General features: G+C 43.0%; 21 protein-coding genes. 17 read left to right on the top strand and 4 right to left on the bottom strand.

Going from position 1 to position 26,594, the window contains the following annotated elements; all coding sequences use genetic code 11:
- Positions 1-229: 229 nt before the first annotated feature.
- From R7E51_RS09330 to R7E51_RS09320, 3 genes are read left to right on the top strand one after another with little or no spacing between them, the layout of a single operon-like run.
- The gene (locus R7E51_RS09330) at positions 230-1,648 is read left to right on the top strand and encodes an SLC13 family permease (protein ID WP_017634015.1); all 1,419 of its coding nucleotides are present in this window, start codon (positions 230-232) and stop codon (positions 1,646-1,648) included.
- Positions 1,649-1,654: 6 nt separating this feature from the next.
- The gene (locus R7E51_RS09325; protein WP_017820621.1) at positions 1,655-2,992 is read left to right on the top strand and encodes a sensor histidine kinase; all 1,338 of its coding nucleotides are present in this window, start codon (positions 1,655-1,657) and stop codon (positions 2,990-2,992) included.
- The gene (locus R7E51_RS09320; protein WP_005377744.1) at positions 2,979-3,452 is read left to right on the top strand and encodes a response regulator; all 474 of its coding nucleotides are present in this window, start codon (positions 2,979-2,981) and stop codon (positions 3,450-3,452) included. The genes R7E51_RS09325 and R7E51_RS09320 overlap by 14 nt, the downstream gene beginning before the upstream one ends.
- Positions 3,453-3,559: 107 nt before the next feature.
- Here the strand turns inward: R7E51_RS09320 and R7E51_RS09315 are convergent, their stop codons facing one another.
- Positions 3,560-5,263, bottom strand: a complete 1,704-nt coding sequence (locus R7E51_RS09315) for a putative bifunctional diguanylate cyclase/phosphodiesterase (protein ID WP_005377743.1) — start codon at positions 5,261-5,263, stop codon at positions 3,560-3,562.
- A gap of 487 nt (positions 5,264-5,750) precedes the next feature.
- Here R7E51_RS09315 and R7E51_RS09310 point away from each other — a divergent pair, with 487 nt between their 5' ends.
- The 4 genes from R7E51_RS09310 to R7E51_RS09295 all read left to right on the top strand — a co-directional run bounded on the left by R7E51_RS09310 (position 5,751) and on the right by R7E51_RS09295 (position 10,455).
- The gene (locus tag R7E51_RS09310; protein WP_206958020.1) at positions 5,751-6,968 is read left to right on the top strand and encodes an HD-GYP domain-containing protein; all 1,218 of its coding nucleotides are present in this window, start codon (positions 5,751-5,753) and stop codon (positions 6,966-6,968) included.
- 202 nt (positions 6,969-7,170) lie between these two features.
- Positions 7,171-7,794 carry a LysE family translocator gene (locus tag R7E51_RS09305; protein WP_021033866.1) on the top strand — a complete coding sequence of 208 codons (624 nt, stop codon included), beginning with the start codon at positions 7,171-7,173 and terminating at the stop codon, positions 7,792-7,794.
- 212 nt (positions 7,795-8,006) lie between these two features.
- The gene (locus R7E51_RS09300; protein ID WP_017820624.1) at positions 8,007-9,551 is read left to right on the top strand and encodes a YjjI family glycine radical enzyme; all 1,545 of its coding nucleotides are present in this window, start codon (positions 8,007-8,009) and stop codon (positions 9,549-9,551) included.
- A gap of 22 nt (positions 9,552-9,573) precedes the next feature.
- Positions 9,574-10,455, top strand: coding sequence for a YjjW family glycine radical enzyme activase (locus R7E51_RS09295; protein ID WP_206958018.1), 882 nt, complete (start codon positions 9,574-9,576; stop codon positions 10,453-10,455).
- A 19-nt stretch (positions 10,456-10,474) separates the two neighbouring features.
- Here R7E51_RS09295 and R7E51_RS09290 read toward each other — a convergent pair whose 3' ends face one another.
- Complete coding sequence (locus R7E51_RS09290; protein WP_005377737.1) at positions 10,475-11,413, bottom strand: LysR family transcriptional regulator; 939 nt, start codon at positions 11,411-11,413, stop codon at positions 10,475-10,477.
- Between the two features lie 411 nt (positions 11,414-11,824).
- Here R7E51_RS09290 and R7E51_RS09285 point away from each other — a divergent pair, with 411 nt between their 5' ends.
- Positions 11,825-12,595, top strand: coding sequence for a TerC family protein (locus R7E51_RS09285; RefSeq protein WP_017820626.1), 771 nt, complete (start codon positions 11,825-11,827; stop codon positions 12,593-12,595).
- A 160-nt stretch (positions 12,596-12,755) separates the two neighbouring features.
- Positions 12,756-13,358, top strand: coding sequence for a 2OG-Fe(II) oxygenase (locus R7E51_RS09280; RefSeq protein WP_005377733.1), 603 nt, complete (start codon positions 12,756-12,758; stop codon positions 13,356-13,358).
- A 54-nt stretch (positions 13,359-13,412) separates the two neighbouring features.
- Here the strand turns inward: R7E51_RS09280 and R7E51_RS09275 are convergent, their stop codons facing one another.
- Complete coding sequence (locus R7E51_RS09275) at positions 13,413-14,678, bottom strand: HD domain-containing phosphohydrolase (protein WP_025766702.1); 1,266 nt, start codon at positions 14,676-14,678, stop codon at positions 13,413-13,415.
- Positions 14,679-15,307: 629 nt separating this feature from the next.
- Between R7E51_RS09275 and R7E51_RS09270 the strand changes: the two genes are divergently transcribed.
- The 8 genes from R7E51_RS09270 to R7E51_RS09235 all read left to right on the top strand — a co-directional run bounded on the left by R7E51_RS09270 (position 15,308) and on the right by R7E51_RS09235 (position 25,954).
- A complete protein-coding gene (locus R7E51_RS09270) occupies positions 15,308-16,501 on the top strand; it encodes an iron-containing alcohol dehydrogenase (protein WP_017820628.1) in 1,194 nt (397 codons plus the stop codon).
- Between the two features lie 161 nt (positions 16,502-16,662).
- Positions 16,663-17,868 (top strand): aromatic amino acid transport family protein, encoded by a 1,206-nt coding sequence (locus R7E51_RS09265; RefSeq protein WP_017820629.1) that lies wholly within the window; start codon positions 16,663-16,665, stop codon positions 17,866-17,868.
- 274 nt (positions 17,869-18,142) lie between these two features.
- Positions 18,143-19,267, top strand: coding sequence for an HD-GYP domain-containing protein (locus tag R7E51_RS09260; protein ID WP_054574122.1), 1,125 nt, complete (start codon positions 18,143-18,145; stop codon positions 19,265-19,267).
- An 87-nt stretch (positions 19,268-19,354) separates the two neighbouring features.
- Positions 19,355-19,573 carry a hypothetical protein gene (locus R7E51_RS09255; protein ID WP_005377723.1) on the top strand — a complete coding sequence of 73 codons (219 nt, stop codon included), beginning with the start codon at positions 19,355-19,357 and terminating at the stop codon, positions 19,571-19,573.
- Positions 19,574-19,897: 324 nt separating this feature from the next.
- The gene (locus R7E51_RS09250) at positions 19,898-20,662 is read left to right on the top strand and encodes an ABC transporter ATP-binding protein (RefSeq protein WP_005389081.1); all 765 of its coding nucleotides are present in this window, start codon (positions 19,898-19,900) and stop codon (positions 20,660-20,662) included.
- Positions 20,663-20,673: 11 nt separating this feature from the next.
- Positions 20,674-21,558: an iron-siderophore ABC transporter substrate-binding protein gene (locus R7E51_RS09245; protein WP_005377718.1), complete on the top strand. Its 885-nt coding sequence runs from the start codon at positions 20,674-20,676 to the stop codon at positions 21,556-21,558.
- The gene (gene fhuB / locus R7E51_RS09240) at positions 21,555-23,531 is read left to right on the top strand and encodes a Fe(3+)-hydroxamate ABC transporter permease FhuB (RefSeq protein WP_017820631.1); all 1,977 of its coding nucleotides are present in this window, start codon (positions 21,555-21,557) and stop codon (positions 23,529-23,531) included. Before R7E51_RS09245 ends, fhuB begins: the two co-directional genes overlap by 4 nt.
- A 200-nt stretch (positions 23,532-23,731) precedes the next feature.
- Positions 23,732-25,954 carry a TonB-dependent siderophore receptor gene (locus tag R7E51_RS09235; protein ID WP_017820632.1) on the top strand — a complete coding sequence of 741 codons (2,223 nt, stop codon included), beginning with the start codon at positions 23,732-23,734 and terminating at the stop codon, positions 25,952-25,954.
- Between the two features lie 42 nt (positions 25,955-25,996).
- Here the strand turns inward: R7E51_RS09235 and R7E51_RS09230 are convergent, their stop codons facing one another.
- Complete coding sequence (locus R7E51_RS09230) at positions 25,997-26,545, bottom strand: MSHA operon transcriptional regulator (protein ID WP_017820633.1); 549 nt, start codon at positions 26,543-26,545, stop codon at positions 25,997-25,999.
- Between the last annotated feature and the right edge of the window lie 49 nt (positions 26,546-26,594).

Raw genomic sequence — 26,594 nt, 5'->3', positions numbered from 1 at the left:
GTGAGCTTGAACACAGATATAAAATGTTTTCCAATGTGAAAACGAGTTCATTGATCTCGCACCAACGTTTTGTTTGAAAACAGTGTACATAATCTTCTCTGGAACGCCATTACCGCATTTCGTCTCTGAAGGCTTAAAAACAGTCTGAAAGTTTTGGTTTTGCGGCGGGTAATAGCGTTCCAAACGCCAAATGTGTCTGGCTAACCATCTCAGGAAGAGAAGTAGTACTATGCGCCCTTATCTCAAATACGTTGTTCCAACATTGATACCATTGCTTGTTTGGTTGATGCCTCTCTCTGCGTTCCCATTTGATGGCATTACTATCGTCCAGCAAAGAGTGATTGCAATCTTCTTGCTTGCCGCACTTTGCTGGGTATTCGAGCCAATTCCAATCTACGCCACTTCGGTTGTGATCATTGTCCTAGAGCTATTGCTTGTATCAAATAAAGGTATTGTGCTCTTTCGTTTGCAAGAAGGGCAGCCACATTTTGGTGAGCTATTACAATACAACGAGATAATGGCGACCTTCGCTAGTCCGATTATCATGCTCTTCCTCGGCGGTTTCTTTTTGGCTATGGCGGCGACAAAGTACAGGTTAGATGTCAACTTAGCCCGAGTGTTACTCAAACCATTTGGACAAAAACCAAAGTTCGTTATGCTGGGGTTGATGCTGATCACCGCTGTTTTTTCCATGTTTATGTCAAACACCGCAACAACAGCGATGATGTTGTCCATTTTAACCCCTGTGATAGCAGTTTTCGGGCCTAAAGACCCAGGTCGAATTGCATTCGCTTTGTGTATTCCTGTTGCGGCCAACATTGGTGGCATTGGTACTCCAATCGGCACGCCACCGAATGCCATCGCCCTAAAATATTTGGTTGGTGACAACTTAATTACGTTTGGTGAATGGATGGTATTTGGTGTGCCATTCGTTATTGTGATGATGGCGTTAGCCTGGTTTCTGATTGGCTTTTTGTATAAAGCCGAACAAACCACCATCGATCTGAACATTAAAAGCAAGTTTTTGAAAACACCCAAAGCAATAATGGTTTACGTCACCTTTGCCGGCACGATTATTCTTTGGTTGATGGGTTCTGCACATGGAATGAATTCTTACACAGTAGCATTAATTCCGGTCGCAGTGTTCTCTTTGACGGGCATCATCAACAAAGAAGACTTGAAGAAAATCTCTTGGGATGTGCTTTGGTTGGTGTCAGGCGGTATTGCTCTGGGCCTTGCTCTAGATAAAACCGGGCTTGCGAAGCTGGTGGTACACAGCATACCGTTTGATCAGTTCTCGCCATATGTTGTCTTGTTTGGTGCGGCTTTCTTGTGCTTGTTAATGGCAAACTTTATGTCGCATACAGCCACCGCAAACTTGCTGATGCCGATTATGGCTGCGCTGGGTACTTCTATGGCTTCGCTAACGCCTCTCGGCGGTGAAGTTACTCTAATCTTGGTCGTGACATTTGCCGCTTCACTCGGTATGTCGTTACCAATCAGTACGCCACCAAACGCGTTAGCTCATGCAACAGGGCATGTCGAGAGCGGCCAAATGGCTCGTATCGGTGCCGTGCTAGGCGTGATTGGCGTATTACTCAGCTTTGTGATGGTGTGGATTTTACATACTGTTGGGCATATTGGATAACCCACCATGTACGAAACGAAGTTAGACGCGTTAGTACAACGCTACTTTAATCACCTTGAACGCCGATTAACAGTTTTATCCGGGTCGGTGCTTATTGAGCAAGCTGGCTACAACGATCGCTTGTACTATGTGCTGTCGGGAGAACTGGCGGGCTATTACGCGGAAGATGACAAGAAACCGATTCAGGTATTTTCTGCGTCTCAAGGTGCGTTTATTGGCGTACATAGTTTCTTTTCTGGTACGTGGACTGCCTCTTCGACAGTGATTGCTCAAACCGATGTTGAATTGGCTTGGATACAGCGCGATACGCCCGCCGTGGAAGAGGCGATATACGGACCATTGACGACACAATTTATGCCTGTGATGGTTAACGAATTATCTCGTCGTCAACGGCGCGCAATGCAAGAGGCATTGGCTAAAGAAAAAGCACTACAAAAGCTTCATACCGCAGAGCAAATGACAACGTTGGGGCAGCTTGCAGCGGGTATTGCTCATGAGTTGAACAATGCGATAGGCGTTGTAAGCAGTAAATCAGAACGGCTAGAGACAGTTATCATGGAACTGCTTGAAGAAGTTCATCCGGAAGCGAGTCAATTTTTTGATTTTGGTTTAATGCAAGGGCAGAAAGTCTCTTCTAGCGAAGCGAGAAAGCGGGGGCGCCACTTCGAAAAATACTACGGTTTAACCAAGGAGGTTGCTCGTGATCTTGCACGTGCCGTTCCAAATAACTTCCTTTCAGAACATTGGCTAAAAAGACCAGAAGAAGCGATACGTTTCTGGCAAATGGGGCGAGATCTGCATGACTTACGCATCGCTTCTAAACATACCGTTGGCATTGTGCGATCCGTAAAACAATTGGGGCGCACGGATATCGACTTGGATGAAGCGATTAACATCAATGATTCAATCAATCGCGCCTTGGCTCTATTGCAAAGTGACTTAAGACGAGTGAGTGTTCGTTTTAGCCCTGCGGATTTACCTGCTTTTATTGGTTCTCAAACCGAACTCGTCCAAGTTTGGGTAAATATATTAAAGAATGCGTGCGATGCACTTGGTGAAACGGAGAAACCCGGTATCGAAATACATACTCGGGAGAGTAAGGGTAAAATTTTGGTCACGATTGCTAACAACGGACCAGAAATTGATGAAGCGACACGTAGAAAAATTTTCCGGCCAAACTTCACCACTAAAAAGGGGGGATTGTCGTTTGGTTTAGGGTTAGGTCTGTCGATTGTGAAGCGCATTATCGCCGGATATAACGGCTCTATTGTAGTAAAGAGCGACAGTGAAAAAACGATTTTTAGAATCAAGTTACCAGTAGAGGGTGAACATGGAGAAGCTTAATGTAATTTGCGTTGATGACCAACGAGAGGTACTAAGCGCGGTTCTACAAGATTTAGAGCCGTTAAATCAGTGGTTGAATGTCGAAGACTGCGAATCAGCAGGTGAGGCTCTAGAACTGATGGATGAATTTGATGCAGAAGGCGAGATGATCGCATTGATTATTTCCGATCATGTGATGCCAGGTAAAACGGGAGTAGAGCTGCTGACCGATGTATCAAAAGACGGTCGTTTTGGCTTTACGAGGAAAGTGCTTCTTACCGGGCAAGCGACGCACACCGATACGATTAATGCGATCAACTCCGCAGGCATTGACCGCTACTTTGAAAAACCATGGCAAGCAAGCCAATTAATAGAGTGCGTTAGAAACCTGGTGACCCAATATATCTTTGATGTGGGCTTAGATTACACTCAGTATCACGAACATTTAGATCAGAGTGTGGTGTTTGAACGCCTACGTTAATAGGGGGCATTAAGCTTTGTTTTCGTCACGGCCAGTTAGTGTCTGAAATCTATAGTGAATAGTTCAGCATGTTTAACGTGGCCGTGCGGAATATTGCTCTAGTATGCTTAACTCAACGAATAGCGGCTTGCACTGGCAACAGAAAGTGGCTTAGAGAACCAATAACCTTGCAGATAATCGACGCCCATTTCGGTAAAAAATTCACACATTTTGGCGTCTTCAATTCCCTCAATCACTACTTCAATATTATTTTCCTGGCACATAGTGATAAGAAACTTCAGATATTCTTGTGAAGAGCGGTTGGTTAGTGTTTTCCACGCCATCGACCTATCAATTTTGATTTGTGTCATCGGGAGGTCGAAGAAGCTATTTAATGAACTGTAACCCGATCCAAAGTCATCCAGAGAGAGTGCAAATCCTAGTTCCCTGAGGGTATTCAGAGGGGCAATGGCTGTCTGATTATTATCCAAAATAAACGTTTCTGTTAGTTCCAAAACAATAGACTCAGGATCGACACCAACCTCATCCGCCATCGCTTTAATTCGCGCAGGGAATTCACTGTTCATTAACTGAAGTACAGAAACATTCACGTTGACGCGAACTTGGTTTTGGTAACGCTCACGGTAGTTTTTGATAAATTCACACGCTTTGGCAAAGACTTGATATCCGAGTTCGACAATCAAACCTTTGTTCTCTGCCACGGGGATGAATTCGTCTGGATAAATTTCGCCAAACTCTTTGCTACGCCAGCGAACCAGAGATTCGAAGCTCACCACTTTTGAGCTTTTGGCGTCAATAATTGGCTGAAACTTAACGCTTAATGTCTGTTTTTCTAGTGCACTTTTTAGACCTTGCTCAATAAAGAAATAACGGTCTACGGCATGCTGAGTTTTCTCACTGTAAACCGCAACACGGTCTTTATTCTGTTCGCTTGCGTACTGACAAGTTCGTGCTGCTTTACGTAATATTTCCTCTGCTGAGTGACTTGGATCTATGCAAGGATACAAACCAATACTAATGTTACTTCCTAAGTATTGGCCTTCTTCAATCACTGCCTCGTGGTAGGTTTCCTTTAAACTTTCGGCGTAACTTTGTAGCGTTTCTACCGAGCATTCATCGTGAATCAAAATCGCAAAGTCATCATCATGTACGCGATATACAGAACTATTTGGAGAAGGTAGGTGACTGAGAGTTTGTAGCAATTTTTCCACTAACCCATCGACCAACTCGCTGCCATATTGATTTAAGTAAGATTTAATCTCTTCTATCTGAATGTAACAGATAGATGCACAAGAATCGGTGGCTCGCACACTATCTTCAATATCCAGCAAGAGATGGGCGCGATTAGCCATACCTGACGCATTGTCATGAAATGCGACTTGATGAATATAGCTTTCCATCAGCTTGCGTTCAGAAATATCACGGTGGCTACCAACCATATAATGACCATGTTCTGTTTCTTTGGTCATGGCTACGCCTTCAATCCAGACGTACTGCCCATTGGGTTTACGCACGCGGTAGGTCGTTGTGACCCTCGTGTTGTTGGTAATGATGTGAGCATCGACCCGAGTGGAGAGTCTTTCTCGATCGAGAGGGTGAACAAGGTCTAACCATTGCTCTAAGCTGATTCGACCAGCGTTGATACCAAGCTGCTCATAAAAGCCCTTGTTATAAAATACCATGGTGCCAAACTCATCCATGTAAAAGAGGCCTTCGTTAAATACATCGAAGATATGAATGAATCGTTCTTCGACGATTTTTAGGAACTCTCGGTCACTATCTGAGACTTGTTGGTCAAATATGGTGGTCAAGATATTTCCTCCTCGAGCCTTTTAGCATCAGAGATGAGTGTTGGGGTTGATAACATAGAGTTGATCTACTGGCGTACATTACAATCACAAAAGTGTCAGTTCAAATTGTTTGGCTATCATTTTATGCGCTACTAGGTTAATAACATACTAAGATTAGGCGGCTAATCATCGACATTTATAAAAAATAGTCAACAGTAAAAATCATTTATAAAATACAGTTATTGATGCCGTCCGCAATCTATAAATATTTATGAATAATTATCCTAAAGTTATTTTCAGTTGTGTCGGTATCAATGTGCGGTTTTCTAACGTCATTTGTATATATGCTATCTTGGATAAAACCATAATAACAAAAAGGACTTAATGAGCGCGACCGATTATTAATTGACAGGATGCTCATTAATTGTAATCAATTCAAATTTATTATCACGCCAAGTAATCAAATCTCTTATAATGCGGACGTTAATATCGAGTAAGCCTTCTTTATATGCAGTACGATCCGAAAAATTCAATCAAAATTGCGCTCGCTGATATCGGCGTTGGTATGTTTGTTACCGCGATAGAGCACAACAAGCGCGTCAATTTAGCCAATGCAGGGCGGATATCTAGCCCTGAAGGCATTAAGAAGCTTGCTACAAGTGGAGTAAAGTATGTTTGGGTAGATCAAACATTATCTTCGCAGCAGTGTGTCTTCAAGCATGTAGATGAATCAACTGATGCCACTAAAGAGACGAGAGAGCAGAAACACTCAGATTTTAAGAGGGGTCAACGAACTTATCGTTCGAGAGACATCCAACACAAGCGAGCCAAAAAGCTGATCGCCGAAGCAAAAGATTTGGCGCAGAAACTATTGAATCAAACTTTTGAAGGAAAAATCATTGAAGTTGATGAAGTAGAAGCTTGGGCTGACGATGTCATTGAAAGTGTTTTGATTGACTCAGATGCGTTGCAGTGTGTCTCTGCACTCCGAAAAAAAGACTCTTACTTATTGGAACATTCCGTCAATGTCGCTTGTCTTTTAGTGTCATTCGGTAAGTACTTGGGCTTGGATAAGCCAACGCTAAAACAGCTTGCTGTAGGTGGCATTATTCATGATGTAGGTAAAATTAAAGTCGATGATAAGATCTTGCACAAGCCAGCGAAGCTAACGCCTGAAGAATTTGAACATATGAAGCTACATCAAGTGTTCGCAGGTGAGATTATCCTTCACGTAAAAGGGCTTAGTGAAGTAAGCCGTGATGTTTGTTTGATGCACCACGAGAAGTTAGATGGCAATGGTTATCCTAGAGGCTTGAAGGGGGATGAGATTCCAATTCACGGCCGTATGAGCTGTATTGTAGATATCTACGATGCGCTAACGGCTGATCGCTGTTACAAAAAAGGCATGAGTTCTGCGGAAGCGTTTAAAATCTTGTTGAGTCTAACGCCATTTCATTTAGACGCAGACTTAGTTTACAAATTCGTTAATTGCATTGGGATGTACCCCGTAGGCTCCATTGTCGAGTTGAACGATGGGCGTGTTGGTATTGTTTGGTCTTCAAATGAATCTCAAGCATTAAAGCCAGAAGTGAAATGTTTCTACTCCCGCAAGTATAAACGATACATTGATGTCACGATGGTGGATTTAAAAACGAGTGCGTACAAAATTGAAAGAGCGATCGCGCCTTCATCGTTAGAGATCGATCCTAAGCCTTTTTATGATTAAGAGAAATAGATAAGCTTATACAACAGGCTTTACATCCTTGCATGTAGATCGTATTTTATTTGCATAACTATCTATTAATTTTTTCTAAGTTATTTAGATGCAAGATGGTTATTAAGACCTCGGCTTCATGGATAGAAACCGGGCGATAAAATAGTTCTATACACAATGGGCTATAAACCTCATTTTGCTGGAAGGGATGCCAATGCAAATAGATACATGGATTTTTTACACTCTTGCCATTCTCGTGCTCACAGCTTCACCAGGACCAAGCTCACTGTTGTGTTTAAGTAAAGGAGTGAGTAGTGGGTTTCGTATTGCTTTCATGACTGCACTTGGCAGTTTGTCTGCGATTACGAGCATCCTTACGCTCTCATTTACCGGGCTGGGAGTTGTCATTGCTTCATCTGAGTTAGTTTTTAATATTATCAAATGGTGTGGTGCCGCTTATTTAATCTGGTTAGGTATTCAAGCGTTGCGCTCATCTCAGAGAGATTTTAATAAAACGGCAACGACTCAAAGTTCCGCGACAGCGTTCAGCGCGTTCACTAGTGGTTTCATTGTTGGCGCTAGTAACCCCAAAGCGATAGTCTTTTTCACCGCTTTGTTTCCTCAATTCATTGAACCTTCCGCACCGCTACTGGCTCAATACGCGATTTTCGCGTCTACATTTGTGGTTTTTGAGCTTAGCTGGCTAACATTTTATGCATTGTTAGGGGTAAAAGCCTCCGATTGGTTGTTTGTCGCTGGAAGGGCGAAGTTGTTCAATCGTTTGACTGGTGGAGTATTTATTGGTGCAGGCGTGATGTTGTCGACGGCAAACCGATAAGTAAGACAGATTTCGGTACGCAGTTAGGTTTTCCCATATAGTAAGTTGGAATGCGCTAATTTAGCTTTGTCTTATTTCCAGAATGGAAATAGACGTTTTGTTTATTTTCATTAGTGGCAACAGCCAAGCAGGAGTAAAATCACGTTACTCTTTAGGGGTAGAGCTCGTATTTTGTCTTGTGGGCTTGTGGTTACTTTGTAGGAATATCTTAGATGACAAGCCTTTCTAAACTACAACAACGTTTTCTAGATATCGCGACCGACGTCCGTCTTTCTCCAAAACAGAAGTCGAGTTTTTTAGCTTTAGAGGCGGAAGCGTGCATTCCTTACATGACCGTATCTCCATCACTGAGACAAGCAATGGATGAAGGCATCATCTGCGATATGTTTGAAGGTCATGCACCGTTTAAACCTCGCTATGTGTTGCCTGATTACGCTAAATTTCTATCGCAAGGCTCAGACTATTTAGAGTTGTCTCCGGCTGATGATTTCGATGATGCGTTGAATATGCTTACCATCATTTACCATCATGTTCCTTCGGTAACGAACATTCCGGTTTACTTAGGCCAGTTAGATGATGTCTTGTTGCCTTACATAGGCGACCTAACAGAGAGCCAGATTTACAAAAAGTTAAAACATTTTTGGATCATGCTGGATCGCACATTGCCAGATGCGTTTATGCATGTGAATGTCGGACCGACAGACAACATTATTTGTCGCACTGTTTTAAAAGTAGATGCGGAGCTCAAGCAGATCGCACCGAATCTCACCTTTATGTACGACGAGACAGTTACACCTGATGATTTACTTCGTCAAGCGACACAGAACATTTGTGAATGCAGTAAACCGCATATTGCCAATTACCCAATGCACGCGAAAGCCTACAACGGCTCACGCTTTGGTATTGTAAGTTGCTACAACTCGCTTCCATTAGCAGGTGGCTCGAACACATTGGTGCGAATGAATTTAAAAGAAGTTGCAAAACGAGCATCAGACTGTAACGACTTCTTAAACAGTGCGTTGCCTTCTTACCATCGATTAATGGTCGAGCTCATAAACGCAAGAAGCACGCACTTGCATGAAAAATCGAACTTCTTTCAAGGCTTTTTGACGCAAGAAGGGTTGATAAAAGAGTCCTATTTCGCGCCAATGTATGGCGTTTATGGCATGGCCGAAGCGGTAATCCTTCTATTTGAAAAAGAAGGGCAAATAGGGCGATACGGAAAAAATGATCGAGCAAATACTTTTGCTCATGATGTTTCAGCAACACTGGCTAAACTGGTGGACTCAACCCCGGTGAAATATGGTTTAGATGGCAAAGCGCTCTTACATGCACAAGGCGGCATTAGCTTAGATCATGATGTTACGCCAGGTGTACGTCTGCCTTATGGTGCAGAGCCAGACCCTGTCACTTATGTACAAGCAACGGCGAAGCATCATCAGTATTATCGTGCGGGTATCAGCGATATTTTGACGATTGATGAAACGGTGAAATCTAACCCAGAAGCGATGTTCAATTTATGTAAAGGGGCACTAAATGCTGGTTATCGTGAGTTTACCGCGAATGTCACTTCAAATGACTTAATTCGCGTGACAGGCTACATGATCAAACTTTCAGATGTCGCGAAATATGATAAAGAAGGTTCGAGAACCAACACGACGTTTCTAGGTGCAGAAGCAGCAAAAAATACCAAAATTTTAGAACGCTCGCCACGTGTGGTGAGTCATGAAGTAACACCGACTTACACGCAGGCATAAGTTCGGTTTAGGAAAGAACAAGATGTCTAGACGAAGTGGAAGCCTTTTGGCAAAAGTCACTCGTATCCTTCCTTTCTCTTGTGTTGATGGGCCAGGAAATCGTCTAGTCATCTTTCTACAGGGTTGTAACTATCAGTGTTTGAACTGCCACAATCCTCACACGATAAACCATTGTAATCCTTGTGGTGAGTGTGTGAGTGAATGTTCAGCAGGCGCATTGAAGTTCGACGAAAACAACAACGTTGTTTGGCTTAAAGAGGAGTGCACCCACTGCGATCATTGTATAGAGATATGTCAGAACCAATCTAATCCAAAAATTACTGACTACTCTGTAGTAACAATGCTCGATTTGATACGCAAACATCGCTTTTTCATCAGTGGTGTTACTGTATCCGGTGGGGAATCTACCTTACAACTTCCTTTCATTATTGAGCTGTTTAAAGGGATAAAACAAGATCCTGAATTACGGCACCTCTCTTGTTTCATCGACAGTAACGGTTCTTTAGCGGTTGCTGGTTGGCAGCGTATTCTACCTTTTCTGGATGGCGCAATGATCGATTTGAAAGCGTGGCAGACGGAGACGCATCAGTGGCTAACTGGGCGTGATAATCATCGTGTATTTAAAACCCTTCAGTACCTTGTTGAGCACGAAAAATTGTACGAGGTCCGCTTACTGCATATTCCCCAAAAAAGTGATTTAGATATAGAAATCGTAGCAATTGGGCGTTACTTGAGTACTCTTCCTGAATCGGTGCTTATCCGTTTAAATGCCTTTCAGCATCACGGAGTAGTGGGGGAGGCGTTAACTTGGGATATGTGCTCTCATCATGATATCGAACGCTTAAAATCAGAGCTTCGATGCTACGTGAGTAACCCTATCACAGTGCCGACAGTACTCACGTAGTACCGTTGTTTATCTATGCTTACGCATCACAGGCATCTAACATGGCGCAGGCGTCGAGTAATTGTTGCTGTAACCATTTTAAAGCGGGATCGTTTAAGCTCGCTTTGTTCCAAACGAGGCTGTAGGCTACCTGTCCGTAATCGAATGGAAGAGCTTGTTCAACCAAACCTTTTGCTTGCATTGCCGCTCTTGCCCAAAGCTTGGAGCATGTGAACAAGTAATCCGAGTGCTGACACATCACCGCAGCTGAACCAAAGTCGGCTACACGCATGGCCAAGTTTCGCTTTGAATGCCTTTGGGTGAGATTTTGCTCAAAATAAGGTTGTGACAGATCTTTATCATGAATACCGATGTGTCTTGCACAAAGGTAACTTTCAACAGATAGGGGTTGCTCAGCGAGTGGGTTCGATGCTCTCATTAAGCAAACCATTTCGTCTTTCAAAATGGTTTTCCAGACCAAGTCTTTATTTTGTGTGGGTGGTTGGCTGAGATCGTGAGGAAGCAACAAAAAATCCACTTGACCTCTTGCTAATGCATCGAAGCTCATTTCCTCTTTCGCATGGACATTCAAGTGCGCGTGATTGCTCAGTTGTTGGGACAAGTGCTGTAGAACTGGCGCAAAGAGCTCAAACGAACTTTCACGCATTGCTAATGAAAAACTACCTTGATAGTAAGCCGGATTAAAAGAGCCTTGATGTAATAACCCATTCATACTGGAGAGTATGCCATGGATTGATGGGCCTATATGCAGCGCAAATGCTGTCGGCACTAAGCGAGTGCCATCACGATAAAAAAGGTCATCCTTTAGCGTTTCGCGCAACTGTCCGAGCGTTTTACTGACGCTCGATGGTGTTACACACAAGCGTTCTGCCGCAAGTGTGACGCTGTGAGTGGTTAACAACATATGTAAAACAGTTAGATGTTTAAGGCTTATACGCGAAAGAGCAATGTAGTCCATAAATAGCATGGTTTCTTATGATTTTTGGCAGTATATCAGCATGAAACAAATTTTTACTATTGTTTATCTCGGAAACACGCCTGTTTCTCTTTGAGCTCAATGCATTTAATGGGTTGCATAAGGGTTGATGGTGCTTATAAGTCTAGAAATTTATCTTAGTTTTGTTGGACTTTAATGCTTTCATTTATTCAATTCTAAAGCTTCTATGTAATTTTAATCAATTTGGAGGAGTTGATTGATTTGTACACGAATTAAACTTGTTCCTTGTTAATTAAAATAGATATTGTTTTGTTGATTGTTTGGTGATTTACTCATGATCCCTCAGTAACAAAGGTATAAATAATTAATGGACGACCCCTTTAGTCGACAAAACCCTTCACCATATGTCTTCTTATTATTGGAGACATGCTCATGCTAGAACTTTTTATGCAACCAGAAGCTTGGGCTATTTTCGCCACTTTGTTTGCGCTTGAAGTTGTCTTAGGCGTTGATAACGTCGTTTTTATCTCTGTCTTATGTGAAAGACTGCCGCTGCACCAACGTAAGCTGGCAAGAAACCTTGGTATTGGTCTTGCTGTTATTGCTCGTATTGGTTTAGTGTTTTCAATCTCTTGGATCATGCAACTGACTCAACCGCTATTTTCTTTGGCGAACCATGCGTTTACCGGAAGAGACGTTATCATGATTGCGGGTGGTGCATTCCTCTTGGCTAAAAGCCTGAAAGAGTTGTGGAGTTGGTTAAATCACAACGAGTCGGCTCACTCAACTCACGCCCGTACTGGTTTAGCGGTAGTTCTGTTGCAGATTGTTGCCGTGGATGCTGTATTCTCGATGGACTCGGTGATAACCGCCGTTGGTTTGACAAGTGATGTCCCACTTATGGTCGCAGCGATTGTTTCTTCTGCTATCGTGATGGTCATGACAGCAGAAAAAATCAATAACCTGGTGTCGTGTTACCCTGGTTTTAAGACACTTGCTTTGTTATTCCTCGTTTTGTTAGGTGGTTTATTGATGGCAGAAGGCTTCGAAATTCATATCAACAAAGGTTATGTGTACTTTGCGATGGCATTCGGCTTAATTCTGGAACTTTGTCATATCCAGTTAAAAAACAAACAACGCCCGACTATTAAACGTCTTAGTCCGTTGCGAGTTCATCCAACGAGATTAGAAGCTCGTCAATAATAAAAGATATTGCCGCTCATATGAGCGGCATTTTTATATTCGTCATCACCTATTTTTAGTCTCTTTTTATTTTGTTGTCGTTTCGACAAAAAATCGCATTTGTTGTGGGGTTGAAGATTTTTTATATAGACCGCCCAACTAATATGAGTGAACGACAATAATGGATAAAATGATCGATGCGTTAGCAACCCATGGCTACTACATCTGGGATGATTTTCTTTCTGAACAAGAAGTGGCTCAATTACGAGACTGCATTCCAAGTAACTGGAAAAAAGCGCGTATTGGTCGTAATGACGATGTGACACGTATTGAGTCAATTCGAAGTGACAAAATTCAATGGTTATCGCCCAATATGGGGCACGCGGTTACTTCTTACTTAGATAAGATGGAAGAAATACGCCAAGAAGTGAACCGTCACTTGTTTCTGGGGCTTTTTGAGTATGAAGCTCACTTTGCCAAGTACGAGGAAGGGGATTTCTACCAAAAGCATCTAGATTGTTTTAAGGGCAATGAAAACCGTCGATTGACAACCGTTTTTTACATGAACGAATCTTGGACGGAAAAGGATGCAGGTGAATTGGTGGTTTACGATCTAAATGATAATAAGATAGCAACCATCCCTCCTCAATCGGGACGCTTACTTTTATTCTTATCTGAGCAATTCCCGCATGAGGTTTTACCGACCAATGCTGAGCGTTTCAGTATTGCAGGTTGGTTCAGAATCAATGGTGTGCGAGACAATGTACTTGATATTGCAAAATGATTGATTTGCAACCTGCACAAAATCAGCAAAGGGCGTATCTACGCCCTTTATCGATTAAACATTAGTTGATAGCTCGTAACACTCGGTCATGTTTCGCTCTAGCACTGCATAGACGTCAGAACAAAGTTCTTGTTTAGCGACTTGCTCGCCCATAATCGCGGCGATTTGTGCTTGAGCCATTCGTCCTCGGTAGGGACGGTCCTGAGACAGAGCTTGAAAAACATCGGCAACCGCGACAATACGCGATGGTACATCGAGTTCGTCTCCTGTTTTATGATAAGGATAGCCAGAACCGTCCAAACGCTCGTGATGATTAGAGGCCCACTCCGCTATTTTAGCGTTGGGAAACACTTTGTGTAATGCGAGCTGAGTATCAATTGTATGGCGTTTAATACGCGTATACTCTTGTTTATTAAGAGAGCCTTCTTTATGAAGAATCTCATCTGGTGTTTTTAACTTTCCGATATCATGCACCAACCCAGCAATAAATAACATCTCTTGGTCGTGCTCACAGAACCCAAGCTTGATGGCTAGATACCGAGATAACTCCGCCACTTTTTGCGAATGTTGATAAGTAAATGGGCTTTTTGCGTCAACAATTCGAGCGATAAACATGCCCAAACTATTCATATCTTGGATGGTGAGCTGTTTTTGAAGCCAATCAATGCTTTTAAAGTTTAATCCGATGGTTTCTATATTTTCAGACTCCATCGCGAACCAAAATGCGTCGGTCATAACGAGCTTAACCATTGCCTTAGCCATGTCTGGATTAAACAAAGTTCCAGCGTTTGCCATGATGCATTCTGCAATTAGTTCTTCATGAAGTGTGACAATGTCACAGTGGCAGTTCATGACGTATTTGGAACGCATAAAATCGAGACGGTCGGCTAAATAGAGTAGGGCAGCGACCTCTTTTTCAAAAGGCGGTAAATCAAGATATTTTAGTTCACTCCAATGTGTATGGTGGTAAAGAACAGGTGTAGCAAACTGACGCAACAAACGACACTGCTTGAGGCTTCGGTATCCTCTTAAGCAATGTGTTTTTACGTCTTGTGGCACCAACTCCTCAAGTAACATTTTATGTTCTTGTGTTTCGGAGACCCCACAATCGTGGATCATCCCTGCGAAGTAGCAAAACTCCGCTTTTTCTGGTTCCCAGTTCATGACCCGAGCACATTGGTAAGCGATGTAAGCGACACGGTGGCTATGGTGCGTATCATCAACACCTACATAGTCGAGTGCTCGAGCAACCCAGATAAGTGCTTGTTTCAGATCGACTTCAAAGCCCATGTCCGTATGGGAATGGCAAGAATGATTCATGGTTTATACCGACATTGCTAATTAGCCCACGCTAAACCCAAATCAGAAGGTGATAGGAAAAATTGGGTACGACAGCGAATAGACCCCAAAAAGGTGGGCGTTTAGACATAGTTTTGATTATGGGCGGGATAATAATCCTAGTTGCATAATAATATCACCTGAAGCTCATGGTTAAGAGTCAGATATTTGAACTAAGTATAAGTTTTGAAAGATTATTGTTGCTCTTGTTGACTTATTTGAAAACGACAATAAATCATGATGTAACACATTCTTATTTTTATTTTTGTAAATCGTGTTCGGGCTTAACCAGAGACACACGGTATTGATGTGTGATTAACAGAATTCATATTGTTGCTTTTGAAGGCAAAAAATAAGAGGACTTCTTCGAGGCTTGCTCTGTAACTAACAGAGTAATAGGGAAAGCAGCTTGTTAACTACATGACAATAGAGCGTCGTTGAAAACATTTTCTCTGTAGCTCATGTCGTTGAGGAAAGATAATAAAATGGTACGGTTTCCCAGCGATGCTAGCCCTTTTAGTGAGATAAGTTTATTGAAAATGTGTGATTGCAAAGTAAGCATAGGTAGTAAAAGTAGCTAGAATGATAGCTCTAAATGAAAAGGATTTCGTATGTTGAAGCATCGTTTATATCGGAGTTACACCGCAGGGTTAAAAATAGCAGCCCTTATCCTTCCTATGCCGAGACCAACCTTGTTTTCCGGCCCTGGTTCGATGAATGAGCTATTAGAATCGATGACCGAGCTGGGATTTAAACGCGTTTTGTTAGTTACCGACGAAGGGTTGGTCCAAGTCGGTATTGTAGATAAGGTGCTTGAGGCAGCAGCACAACTCGATTTACAGTTAGATGTTTTCTCGCAAGTTAAGCCCGATCCTACCTATGATCAGGTTGAGAGCGGTCTAGAGGCTTATCATCGTTTTCATTGTGAGGGCATATTAGCTTTGGGTGGCGGCTCTGCAATGGATTGTGCAAAAGTTATTGCTGCGAAAGTTACCAATAAACGGCCAATAAAAAAATTAGCTGGACTATTGAAGGTATGGCGAATGCCAGCACCGCTTTTTGCTATTCCAACAACGGCTGGAACCGGAAGTGAAGTTACTATCGCTGCGGTCGTGTCAGATCCCTCCTCACACATTAAAACCCCTTTAATGGATCCAAAGTTGGTGCCACTAATGGCAGCTTTAGATGCGAATTTAATGATTGGTTTACCTCCTAAGATCACGGCTGATACTGGCGTTGATGCATTAACCCACGCTATTGAGGCCTATGTATCGAAAAACGCTACTCAAGAAACGATGGCTTATTCGGTTGCCGCTATTAAACTCATTTTTAAATATCTTCCTAGGGCTGTGATGCAAGGGGATGATGTCGAAGCTCGTCATAAAATGGCTATGGCATCCTATTACGCGGGTTTAGCATTTACCAAAGCGAGTTTGGGTTATGTTCATGCCTTTGCTCACACATTCGGTGCGAGATATGGAATACCTCATGGTATGGCAAACGGATTAGCCTTGTTGCCTGTGCTGCGCTTTTCATTATCAGAGATTGAGCCTCAACTAAGAAAGCTCGATGAGTTGACGGCCGAGGGGCAGTTAGGTAACGCAAGTGCTCAGCATTTTTTGGCGAATCTGGAGTCCTTGTTTTCAACTATTGATATTGAGCAAACCAGTGCGCTCATTCAACGTGAAGATGCTGATGCGCTTGTTGATTTAATTCTGAAAGAGGCGCACTGGAATTACCCTGTTCCCAAGTTCATGAACAGGGAAGAATGCACACAGTTATTGTTAACTATCAGCAGGGTGTAAATTTTAGTTTACATGTGTGGTTTTTTATCCTTACACTTTGCTTGATCTTCTGCTAAAGATCCTACAATATCGACGGCAATACAAATATGGTGTTGGTTTCGGTCCGCCGTTGCCCGATCTAATACTGATAATTTCTAATAAAGTGTAAAGATTAATATACAATGAGTCGTTCTAAAGTATTCGGTAGTACGCTAATTATTGCGGGCACTACAATAGGCGCTGGTATGCTAGCGCTTCCACTTGCCTCTGCCGGCATTGGTTTTTCAACTTCTATTATCATCATGCTAGGCTTATGGGCTCTGATGGCTTTCACTGCCTTGCTTATGCTTGAGCTTCATCAACATGCGGAGAGTAGTGCTACACTTCATACTTTGGCGAAACAGATCCTAGGTCAAAAAGGCAAGTGGGTGGCAAGTTTTGCGATGTTGTTTCTTTTCTACTCATTATGTGCAGCGTATATCGCTGGCGGTGGTGCTCAGTTCGGAGACCGCCTTGCACAATGGTTTGACCTCGATATTTCAGGGCCTACATCAACGATAATCTTTACCTTGGTTGTGACTTTAGTTGTGACAGTGGGTACCGGTACGGTCGATAAAGTAAACCGAGTTCTGTTCGCGATGAAGCTCGTTGCGATGGTTGCGGTGCTTTCTTTTCTTGCTCCAAACGTTACGGAATCTTACTTGTTAAGTATGCCAATCGAACAAGGCCTTGTTGTAGCGGCGATTCCGGTGATCTTTACTTCGTTTGGTTTCCACGGAAGTATACCTGCAATTGTGAATTACTTAGACGGTGACACTTCTTCTTTACGCAAAGCCGTTATTATTGGTTCGACGATTCCACTTGTTATTTATATCTTTTGGCAAATCGTGACGTTGGGTGTGGTTAGCCAAAGTACGCTTGTTGAGAACGGAGGGTTGAGCGCACTGATTGGTCAACTATCTCAGACAGTACACCAATCAAATTTGGGTAGCATTGTTGGTGTGTTTGCTGACTTGGCATTGTTGACATCGTTCCTTGGCGTGAGTTTGGGTCTATTCGAATTTTTGGGTGATACCATCAAAGGAAGTAACGATAAGCCTAATCGTTTGATTGCGGCACTAGTGACGTTTACTCCACCGCTAGGCTTCGCACTTTTCTATCCTCAAGGCTTTATTATGGCTTTGGGCTATGCAGCGATTGCCTTAGCGATTTTAGCCATCTTTTTGCCTTTGGTTATGGTGATCAAGGTTCGTAAATCGGATGATTTTACTGGGGAGTACCGCGTCGCAGGTGGTCAAGGTGCGTTAGTGATAACGGGCATCGCTGGCACTGGCATCGTATTCGCTCAGGTGTTAATTACGCTGGGTGTGCTTCCTGCTCTAGGCTAGTTGTTTAGAACGTTCTTTGAATAACTTCTAGTTACTGAATCCATCGTAATCAATCAGTATTGTTAGGCCAACGAGTTTCGCTCGTTGGCTTTTTTAATCTGGATCAAATTACCGTAAGATATCCGGTGAAAAAATTGGTAGAAATGTGCTTTTATTTCGTACACTTAAGTTGTGGTATATCGATAATTTAAGTGGAGAAAACCGCTCAAAATACCATTGAATTTGCAACACAATGAGCTTTTCTTGTTTCTCTGCTTTGGTGTGGAGGTGAAGCATGGCGCACCGGAGTTTTTACCCGTTTGCAAAACCGCTTAACGAGCAACTGCAAACGCTAAAAGGCAGGATGCAGGCGCACTTGCCATGTATTGATAGGGTGTCATTTGCAAAATATCACCCAGACCAAGATGTGCTCAAGTCATTTGCAGAAAGTGAGTTCGACACTTGGTGTTTAGCCCATCACGAATCAGCATTCCGTAAACTCCACCACCTTAATATTGCCTCTAAAAACGCGGTTCCTCGTATCGTCGAAGACCTTCATGATATTAATCACTGTCCTCGGGTTCAAATTTTACTCAAACACGGATATCAGTCGTCGGCTGCTATTCCTTGTTATGACAACAAAGCTTTTACTGGTTTTGTATTTTTGAACTCCACTCAACGTGATGCGTTTAGTTTAGAAGCGCTGAATGGTCTTAAACCTTATTTCGAAATGATTCGATTTGCGGTTGAATCAGAGACTCAAGTAGTCAATGCGATAGAAACGCTAGCGAACCGAATGCAATGTATGATGCCAGGCTATTCACCTGAGTATTACGCGCATACCAAACGCATGAAGTACTACAGTCAAATTATCGCAACGCAGTTAGCGGATCGTTATCACCTGAATGACGAAATGGTCGAAGATATTGGTATTTTTGCTCAGTTCCATGCGCTCGGTGATAGTCAGCTGCCAGTTGAAATTGCTAGCCGCCGAACAAATTACTCTCAAGAACAAGAGGCGATATTGATTCAACATATTGAGCGTTGTATCGATTCAGCGGATGACATAGTTGCCCGTATCGGAAATCCGGTTCACCCGAGTGTGACTTTGTTTTTGCAGATGGTTACTTATCAGTACGAAAACTTAAATGGCACTGGTTATCCTTATGGTTTAACCAATGATGATATACCAATCGCCGCGCAAATTACGGCTGTCGCGAATGCCTTTGATTTTATGACAACGCACCATCCGTACAGACAAGCGTGGTCCATCCCATACGCATTGTTAGAACTTGAAAAATGGGTATATCAGGGATGGTTATCTCGAGAATGTGTTGATGCTCTGCGAGAGCATCAAGGTTATATAAAGCAAATCATCCACAAATATCCCGAGCACTATACAGGCTTGGGGTTAATGTGAAGAGCAGTAACAAAGTTGAAATATTGACGAGGAGGAATATTTAAACAATACTGTTTTTATATACAGTAATAAGTTTGGAGGTGAAGTATGTTGTGGGAAACCCTTGAAAGAGTAAACCGCTTACGCCAACAAGCACTTGCAAATCCTGAGTTTGTTGAGTCAGCAAAAGAGCACGAACAAGCACTTCAGGAGCAAGAATACCATTATCAAACTAAGAAAAAGCGTTCAGCCAAAGACAAACAAGGTAAAAAGTCGCTGGCCGATATCTATAAAGAAGTAGAGTTTGGCGCTGACGCTCGTCATTAATGTATTCACTGCGGCATTTTTCATTTCTTCATACGCTGCAGTATTCGTTCAAATTTATTCGAGAGCAGTGGGAGACCGCTGCTCTCGTTGACCTGCCTATAATTTACTAATGAAGTTCAGCTGAGCAAATTATCACTAACACTTAGCAATTCTCTCAATGATCTTGTTGATGTAATGATAATGACAACGGTTTGCATTTGTATCTTTGTTGTTATATAAAACCTCCCTTATTAATCGTTCTGTTGAATAAGAACGGCAAACGTGATCAACGAATGAGAGCTTTGAATAACTGTTATTCGTAAATGGCTATTAGGTGAAGTAGGGATGTTGGAAGCTAAAGCACTCCAGTTTGAGATTGAAGGCAAGTCATTGCTAAAAGCGTTTGATGTGACATTTGAACCCGGAAAAACATACGCCCTTGTTGGACACAATGGTTCAGGAAAATCCACATTGTTAAAGTTGCTGGCACAGCAACAGCAATACACAGCTGGTGACGTGGTTCTGCATGGAACGAGCATTAACGATCTCTCAGCGAAAAAATTCGCCCAACACATTGCCTACTTGCCTCAGCATCTTCCGGTGACCGACAGTATTTTAGGTCGAGATTTAGTCGGTTTTGGTCGTTATCCATGGCATGGTTTACTTGGACGTTTGAGTAAGAAAGATCACGACATTGTTGAAGAAGCAATGGCGATGACAGGCACACTAAAATACGCAGATCGCTTAGTGGACACGTTATCTGGAGGAGAGCGTCAACGTGTGTGGCTAGCTATGCTGTTAGCCCAAAAAACCGAGTATTTGCTTCTTGATGAGCCTTTGTCTGCGCTAGATATCAGCCATCAAGTCGATATGTTGAAGCTTATCTCTAAACTCAGTCAAGAACTGGGCTTGGGCGTTATCATCGTATTACACGACATCAACTTGGCTGCACGATTTTGCGACTACATCGTTGCATTACATCAAGGTGATTTGATTGCACAAGGCAATGTTGAACAGGTGTTTACTGAACCTAAGTTGAGGGACATATATGGGATAGAGATGATGATCTCTGACCACCCTGCGGGTTATCCGGTGGCGATGCCAAGCTAAAGGTTGGAATAATGAGCAGTACAAACACTCGACTTAAACATTTCTCTTTCGCTCTCTCACTTAGTGCGCTTTTGGTCAGTTCTTTTCAAGCACTAGCTGACGCATCACCTCGGGTGATGTCGGTTGATTGGACACAAACTGAAACGATGTTGGCTTTAGGGGTCGTACCTGTAGGCGTTGCTCAAGGGCAAGATTACGATGCTTGGGTAAAATCGCCACCGTTACCACCTCAAACGAAGGATGTAGGGTTAAGAACTCAACCCAATATAGAGCGCATTTACGAGCTCAGACCTGATCGTATTTTTATTGCCCCGTACTTTTCCTCAATGAAGCATCGCTTAGTTGATATCGCCCCGGTTACCACCATTGACTTATATGAAAGCGGAATTACGGATTGGTCGGTACTTACCAGTTTCACTCGGAGGTTTGGTGAAGAGCTGGGAAGAGAGGCGGAAGCAGAGGCGCTTATCCAACAATATGAAAAACGTTTGTCTTTATTAAAACAGCGTATAAATAAAGGCCAGCCGCCACTACTAATGATTCAGTTTATGGATACAAAGCACGTACGTGTTTTTGGTCAAAATAGTCTTTACTCTCAGGCTATCGAAAAGATTGGGCTGAGTAATGCATGGAATGAAAAGACGAATAGCTGGGGCTTTAGCCTAGTTGGCATCGACAAGTTAGCTGGCATAAAAGCTCAAATTGTTATCGTAGAGCCATTACCTTACGGTGGAGCGGAGCAGCTCTCTCAAGACCCATTTTGGCAATATGTTGTTCAACAATCTGGTGAAAAGGTCATGCAAGTCGCGCCCGTTTGGAGTTTTGGTTCTATGCCTTCAGCCCTCCGTTTCGCAGAGTTAGTTACGGCGAGTAAGGTCGAGGAGTTAACACAATGAAAACGATGCCTTTAAGCTTTGTGGTGTTACTTTCGGCATTTACCTTTTCTATTGGTGCTTTCCAATTGTACCAAGTAAGCTCATTTTCGTTAGCTCTAAGCAGTTTATGGGAGCCTAACTTTCAATCTATCGATTCTGTTTTACTTCACTTTAGCTGGTGGCCTCGAGTCTTCACCACGATTATATCTGGTGCTGGATTAGCGGTTGCTGGGGTATTGATGCAGCAAGTGCTGCGTAACCCTCTCGCTTCACCCACGACACTTGGTGTGGCGAGCGGTTCAAGTTTTGCTTTGATGTTAGCTACGCTATTCGCACCTTGGATGTTGGATATCGCGCCTAATTTGGTTGCTCTCATCGGCGGTGTGATATCGATGGGGTTGGTGATGCTGTTGTCATGGCGACGAGCGTTATCTCCAACGGTTGTCGTCGTTTCTGGGTTAGTGATAAACCTGTACTTTGCATCATTAAGTACGGTTATTCTGATGATGAATACCGAAAAGCTGAATGGGTTAATGATATGGGGAGCCGGTTCGCTTGTTCAGAGTGGATGGGGAGATTTCTCGTATCTTGCCCCTCGAATCGCACTTGCTACGGTCGTTGCATTTGTGATTGCAAAGCCGTTAAGTCTGTTGGAACTCTCCGAGCAAGGTGCCAAGAGTTTAGGTGTCTCGCTAGCTAAGTTGCGTTTTGTCTGTCTTGGGCTTGCGGTGTTAATCACTTCTTGGGTGGTTTCTGCCGTAGGAATCATCGGTTTCATCGGGTTAGCGGCGCCAGCGATTACTCGATTGATAGGTATCAATAAAATCCAGCATAAGCTTTGGGTATCAATGCTGATTGGTGCCATGTTATTGACTTTAACCGATTTGGTTATTCAGCAACTGCCAGGGATAATGGCGAGTTTTATACCAACGGGAGCAGCAACCGCTGCACTGGGCGCTCCGCTACTGTTATGGCTGTTACCTCGTTTATCACAAAAGACGCAGGGCCATACTCAAACAGTGTTAACTCGACACCGTCAACATGTTTATAAGCTAAACCCTAAAGCGATCTCATTGGCGTTGATCGGCACGTTAATTTCTGTTGTTCTTTTTGCCACGGTTGCTGTGCAAAATGAAGGGTGGACAAATTTATTTGCTAGCCAAAATTGGATTTTTTTGGAATGGCGCGCACCTAGATTATTTGCAGCAGCAATTGCGGGGGCAATGTTAGCGATTGCTGGAACCATGATTCAACGCCTAAGTGGAAACCCAATGGCAAGTCCTGAAGTGATCGGTATCAGTTCAGGGACAGCGATGGGATTGATCATCGCGATGTTTACTGGGTTTGGTTCGTCAATTTTCACTCTTTCTCTAGGCGGGCTCGTAGGCGCATTAGCGACGGTATTAGTCATTGTGCTGCTAAACCGTAAGTCAGGCTTTCAGCCGGAGCGTATTTTGTTGACTGGTATTGCAATAACCGCACTGATGAATGCAATACAGAGCTTTATTCTAGCCACTGGTGACCCAAGAAGTTATCAAGCATTGGCTTGGTTGTCTGGGTCTACCTACTATGTTTCGGTTGAAACGTTACTCCCATTGTCCTTATCTGCGCTTGTCTTTATAGGGTTGAGTTTTCTCTGCGTAAGATGGCTAGATATTCTTCCTGTCGGTGCCGCTTCCTCTAAAGCACTTGGAATTCGAGTTGATCGTTCACGCGCAATACTGCTTCTTTTAGTTGCTTGTCTCACGGTCAGTGCGACATTGGTTGTTGGCCCGATTAGCTTTGTTGGGTTGTTGGCTCCGCATTTAGCTCGCTTATTTGGTTTTAACAAAGCGTCACAACACATGTTATGCGCCGCGATACTGGGGGCAGGGGTGATGTTGTTGGCTGATTGGTTGGGACGACAGATCCTTTACCCGCAAGAAATACCAACAGGGCTTATGGCGTCTCTCATTGGCGGTTTGTATTTAATGTGGGGTTTACGCCGCTTATAGAAATGAGCTAAGCCTCAACCAAGAAAGTACTTATACAAATAAGCACTCGTAGTGGCATTCGTAACCTATGCGAGTGCTTTATGCAAAACCTCTGGTTTGTCTTTTACGGAAACAACTGGCGATGCCGTAACTCGCTTTTCTTTCAGCGGTCGCTGAAGTCATGAAGGGTTGGTTTGGCTGCCGACAAAAAGGAGAAGAATATGACTCGGCAGTTTATGCTGACACCAACGTCGATGGCGGTTGTATTAGCTTTATCAACGCCAAATGTCTTGGCTCAGGAAGATGAAAATATAGTTGTGATTGGACAGCAGCAAGACAGTGCAGTTGGTCCTGATTTTAGTTATCTCGGAGCGAAGAGTCGGGCAGCGACGAAAACTGATATTGCTATCAATGAGACTCCAAGAGCGGTGTCTGTTGTTACGCGAGAGCAAATGGATGATCGTGCCTCTATTAGCATTTCTGACGCACTACAGTACACACCAAGCATTCAAACTAATTATTTCGGCGAAGATAACAAGCAAGATTGGTTTATTATTCGTGGTTTTAAACAGGCGAACAGTGGGTTGTATCAAGATGGTACCCGTTTATATTCTTCTGGCTTCTATAGTTGGCAAATAGATCCGTTTGCGTTAGAGAGGGTTGAAGTTTTACGTGGTGCAGCGTCTGTTCTTTATGGGCAAAACCCTCCTGGTGGGGTCATCAATGTTGTCAGTAAGCGACCTCAATTTGATGGGGGGTCAGGACTTGTATCTTTGGAGTACGGTTCTGAAGACCGTAAACAACTTTCTCTTGACGTAAACTCTGAGGTGAGTGAGCAGCTAGCTTTCCGCTTTCAAGGGTTAGCGAGAAAAAATGGGACGAGAATTAGTGGGGTAGAAGCAGAGCGCATTCTTCTCTCTCCATCGATGACGTACAAATTTAATGAGGCGTCTGAAATTACCTTTCTAACGAGCTATCAAAAAGACGACTCAGATCCTTATCTGCAATTTTTGCCAGTTGAAGGAACGTTAACGCCAAACAAAAATGGAAAGATCAGTGATAGTTTAGCGATAGGCAATCCTAACTGGGAGACGTTTGAGCGTGAGCAGGTGTCTTTAGGCTATGAGTTTTCTCATGCATTTAATGATACCACTTCATTTATTCAAGCAGCTCGTTACAGCGAAATGGATGTTAAGCTAAGACAAATGTATTCGTACGTTTACTCGGCTGATGTGCCTGCGTTGGGGCCGGTTTTGGACCCATCAAATGAACGCAAAACCATACTTCGGGGTGCTTCAACAGAAGATGGGTCATCTGATGCTTTTAATATCGATAATCGTTTGATGCACCAAGTAAATTGGGGAAGTGTTGAGCATAACTTGATGTTGGGCATAGATTTTCAAATGATCAGTATCGATGGTAAAGATTTTGCCAATGACCCTATAGTTGCTAATGGTAATGCATTATTAAACACACCAATGGGAGCTTTGCCCGATCCTAGGTTTAATGTATTTAATCCTACTTATTCGGATAACATAATGTTACTCGATCCGAATACGCTACAACCATTGAGCGAAACCGATAAGCAAAGAACGAAAATCGATAATCAGCAGCTCGGCGTCTACTTTCAAGATCATATGCTGATCAACGATAAATGGGCGATGTTATTGGCCGCACGTTACGACGATACAAGTAATGAAGTACATAATGTTACCACGGGTGCTCGCACGAAAGTCGATAATGGAGAGTGGACGTTTAGCGTGGGAACGGCTTATATTTCTGATTCTGGCTTCACGCCATACTTTAGTTACTCTCAGTACTTTGATCCAATTATTCAAGAAGACAGCAATGGTAAGCCAGCGAAGCCTGAAAGCGGTGATCAATTTGAAATCGGTATGAAATACCAACCGGATTCATTTGATGGTTATTTCAATATTGCAACGTATCGGGCAACAAAAGAAAACTTGGCTCGTATCTACTTGAGTGAATTAACGCAAATAGGAAAAATAGAAAATAACGGCGTTGAGTTTGAAGCTGTAGCTAATGTGACACCATCCTTAACATTGATCGGGAACATTGCGTACGTTGATGCAGAGATAAAAGAAGACATCAATAAGGCATGGGTTGGCAAAACACCTTCCCAAGTGGCTAATACCGTATCATCAGCTTGGGCACATTATCGTTTCTTTGATGGACCTCTTGATGGCTTTGCTGTTGGCTTAGGCGCGCGCTATACAGGTGAGTCATACGGAGACAATGAAGAGAGACTAAAAGTACCAAGTTATTTCTTAATGGATGCGACGGTCAGTTATCGAATCGGCGACTACAAGTTACAAGTCGCAGCTAAAAACATCGCGGATAAAAAGTACATAGCGACATGTGATGGCTTTTGTTGGTATGGCGACCGACAAAATGTTATTGCAAGTTTAACTTACGACTGGTGAGTTAACGTATAAATAAACACCCCTAACTTTAGGGGTGTTTATTTAGAAATCGGCTTTACGGACAAAGTGCGGGTTTTTGTACTTTTTCTGCGGGCCAAACGATGATACGACAAGTTTGTTCCATAATGTTTTGTCAAACTCACCCTTTGGAATCGAAGGGTAGAGGGTTTCCTCTTCTTCTCTTGCAAAGTTCATATATTGTTTCTTTTTAATTTGATTGTACTTTTTGGCGATCTGGTTATGTTTTCTTACCCACTCCAGCTTGTAATTGTGGAGCACTTTTTCACCATCTTCGAGACTCATTCGAGATAGGAACAGTCGCTTGTATGAGACCTTTCTGTCCAGCATTGTGCGCATAACGGTTTGGATATATTTACCGTGATGCGTAATGGTAATGTCGTTTTCATCAACAGGAGTGACACACCAGCCTTTAGGTAAAAAGTCTGGCTTCTTAAATTGCTTATTACGCTCCATTAGCGCCTGATGTAAAACTAAATCAGAGGTGCCGCGGAACGTCTTTTGCCATTTACCGATACGAATTTGAATCGAACCAGGCAAGCGATAGATGTTAGTAAACTTATCTTTGTCCATGGACTTGTGTCATGAGATTAATGTGCATAATTAGAAAGCGGAATTCAGC

Origin of the sequence: Vibrio sp. Vb1166 (assembly GCF_033338695.1) — a bacterium.
GTDB classification, from domain to species: domain Bacteria; phylum Pseudomonadota; class Gammaproteobacteria; order Enterobacterales; family Vibrionaceae; genus Vibrio; species Vibrio alginolyticus.
Note: the sequence above shows the minus strand (reverse complement) of the source record. Positions and strands in the feature narration are given on the sequence as shown.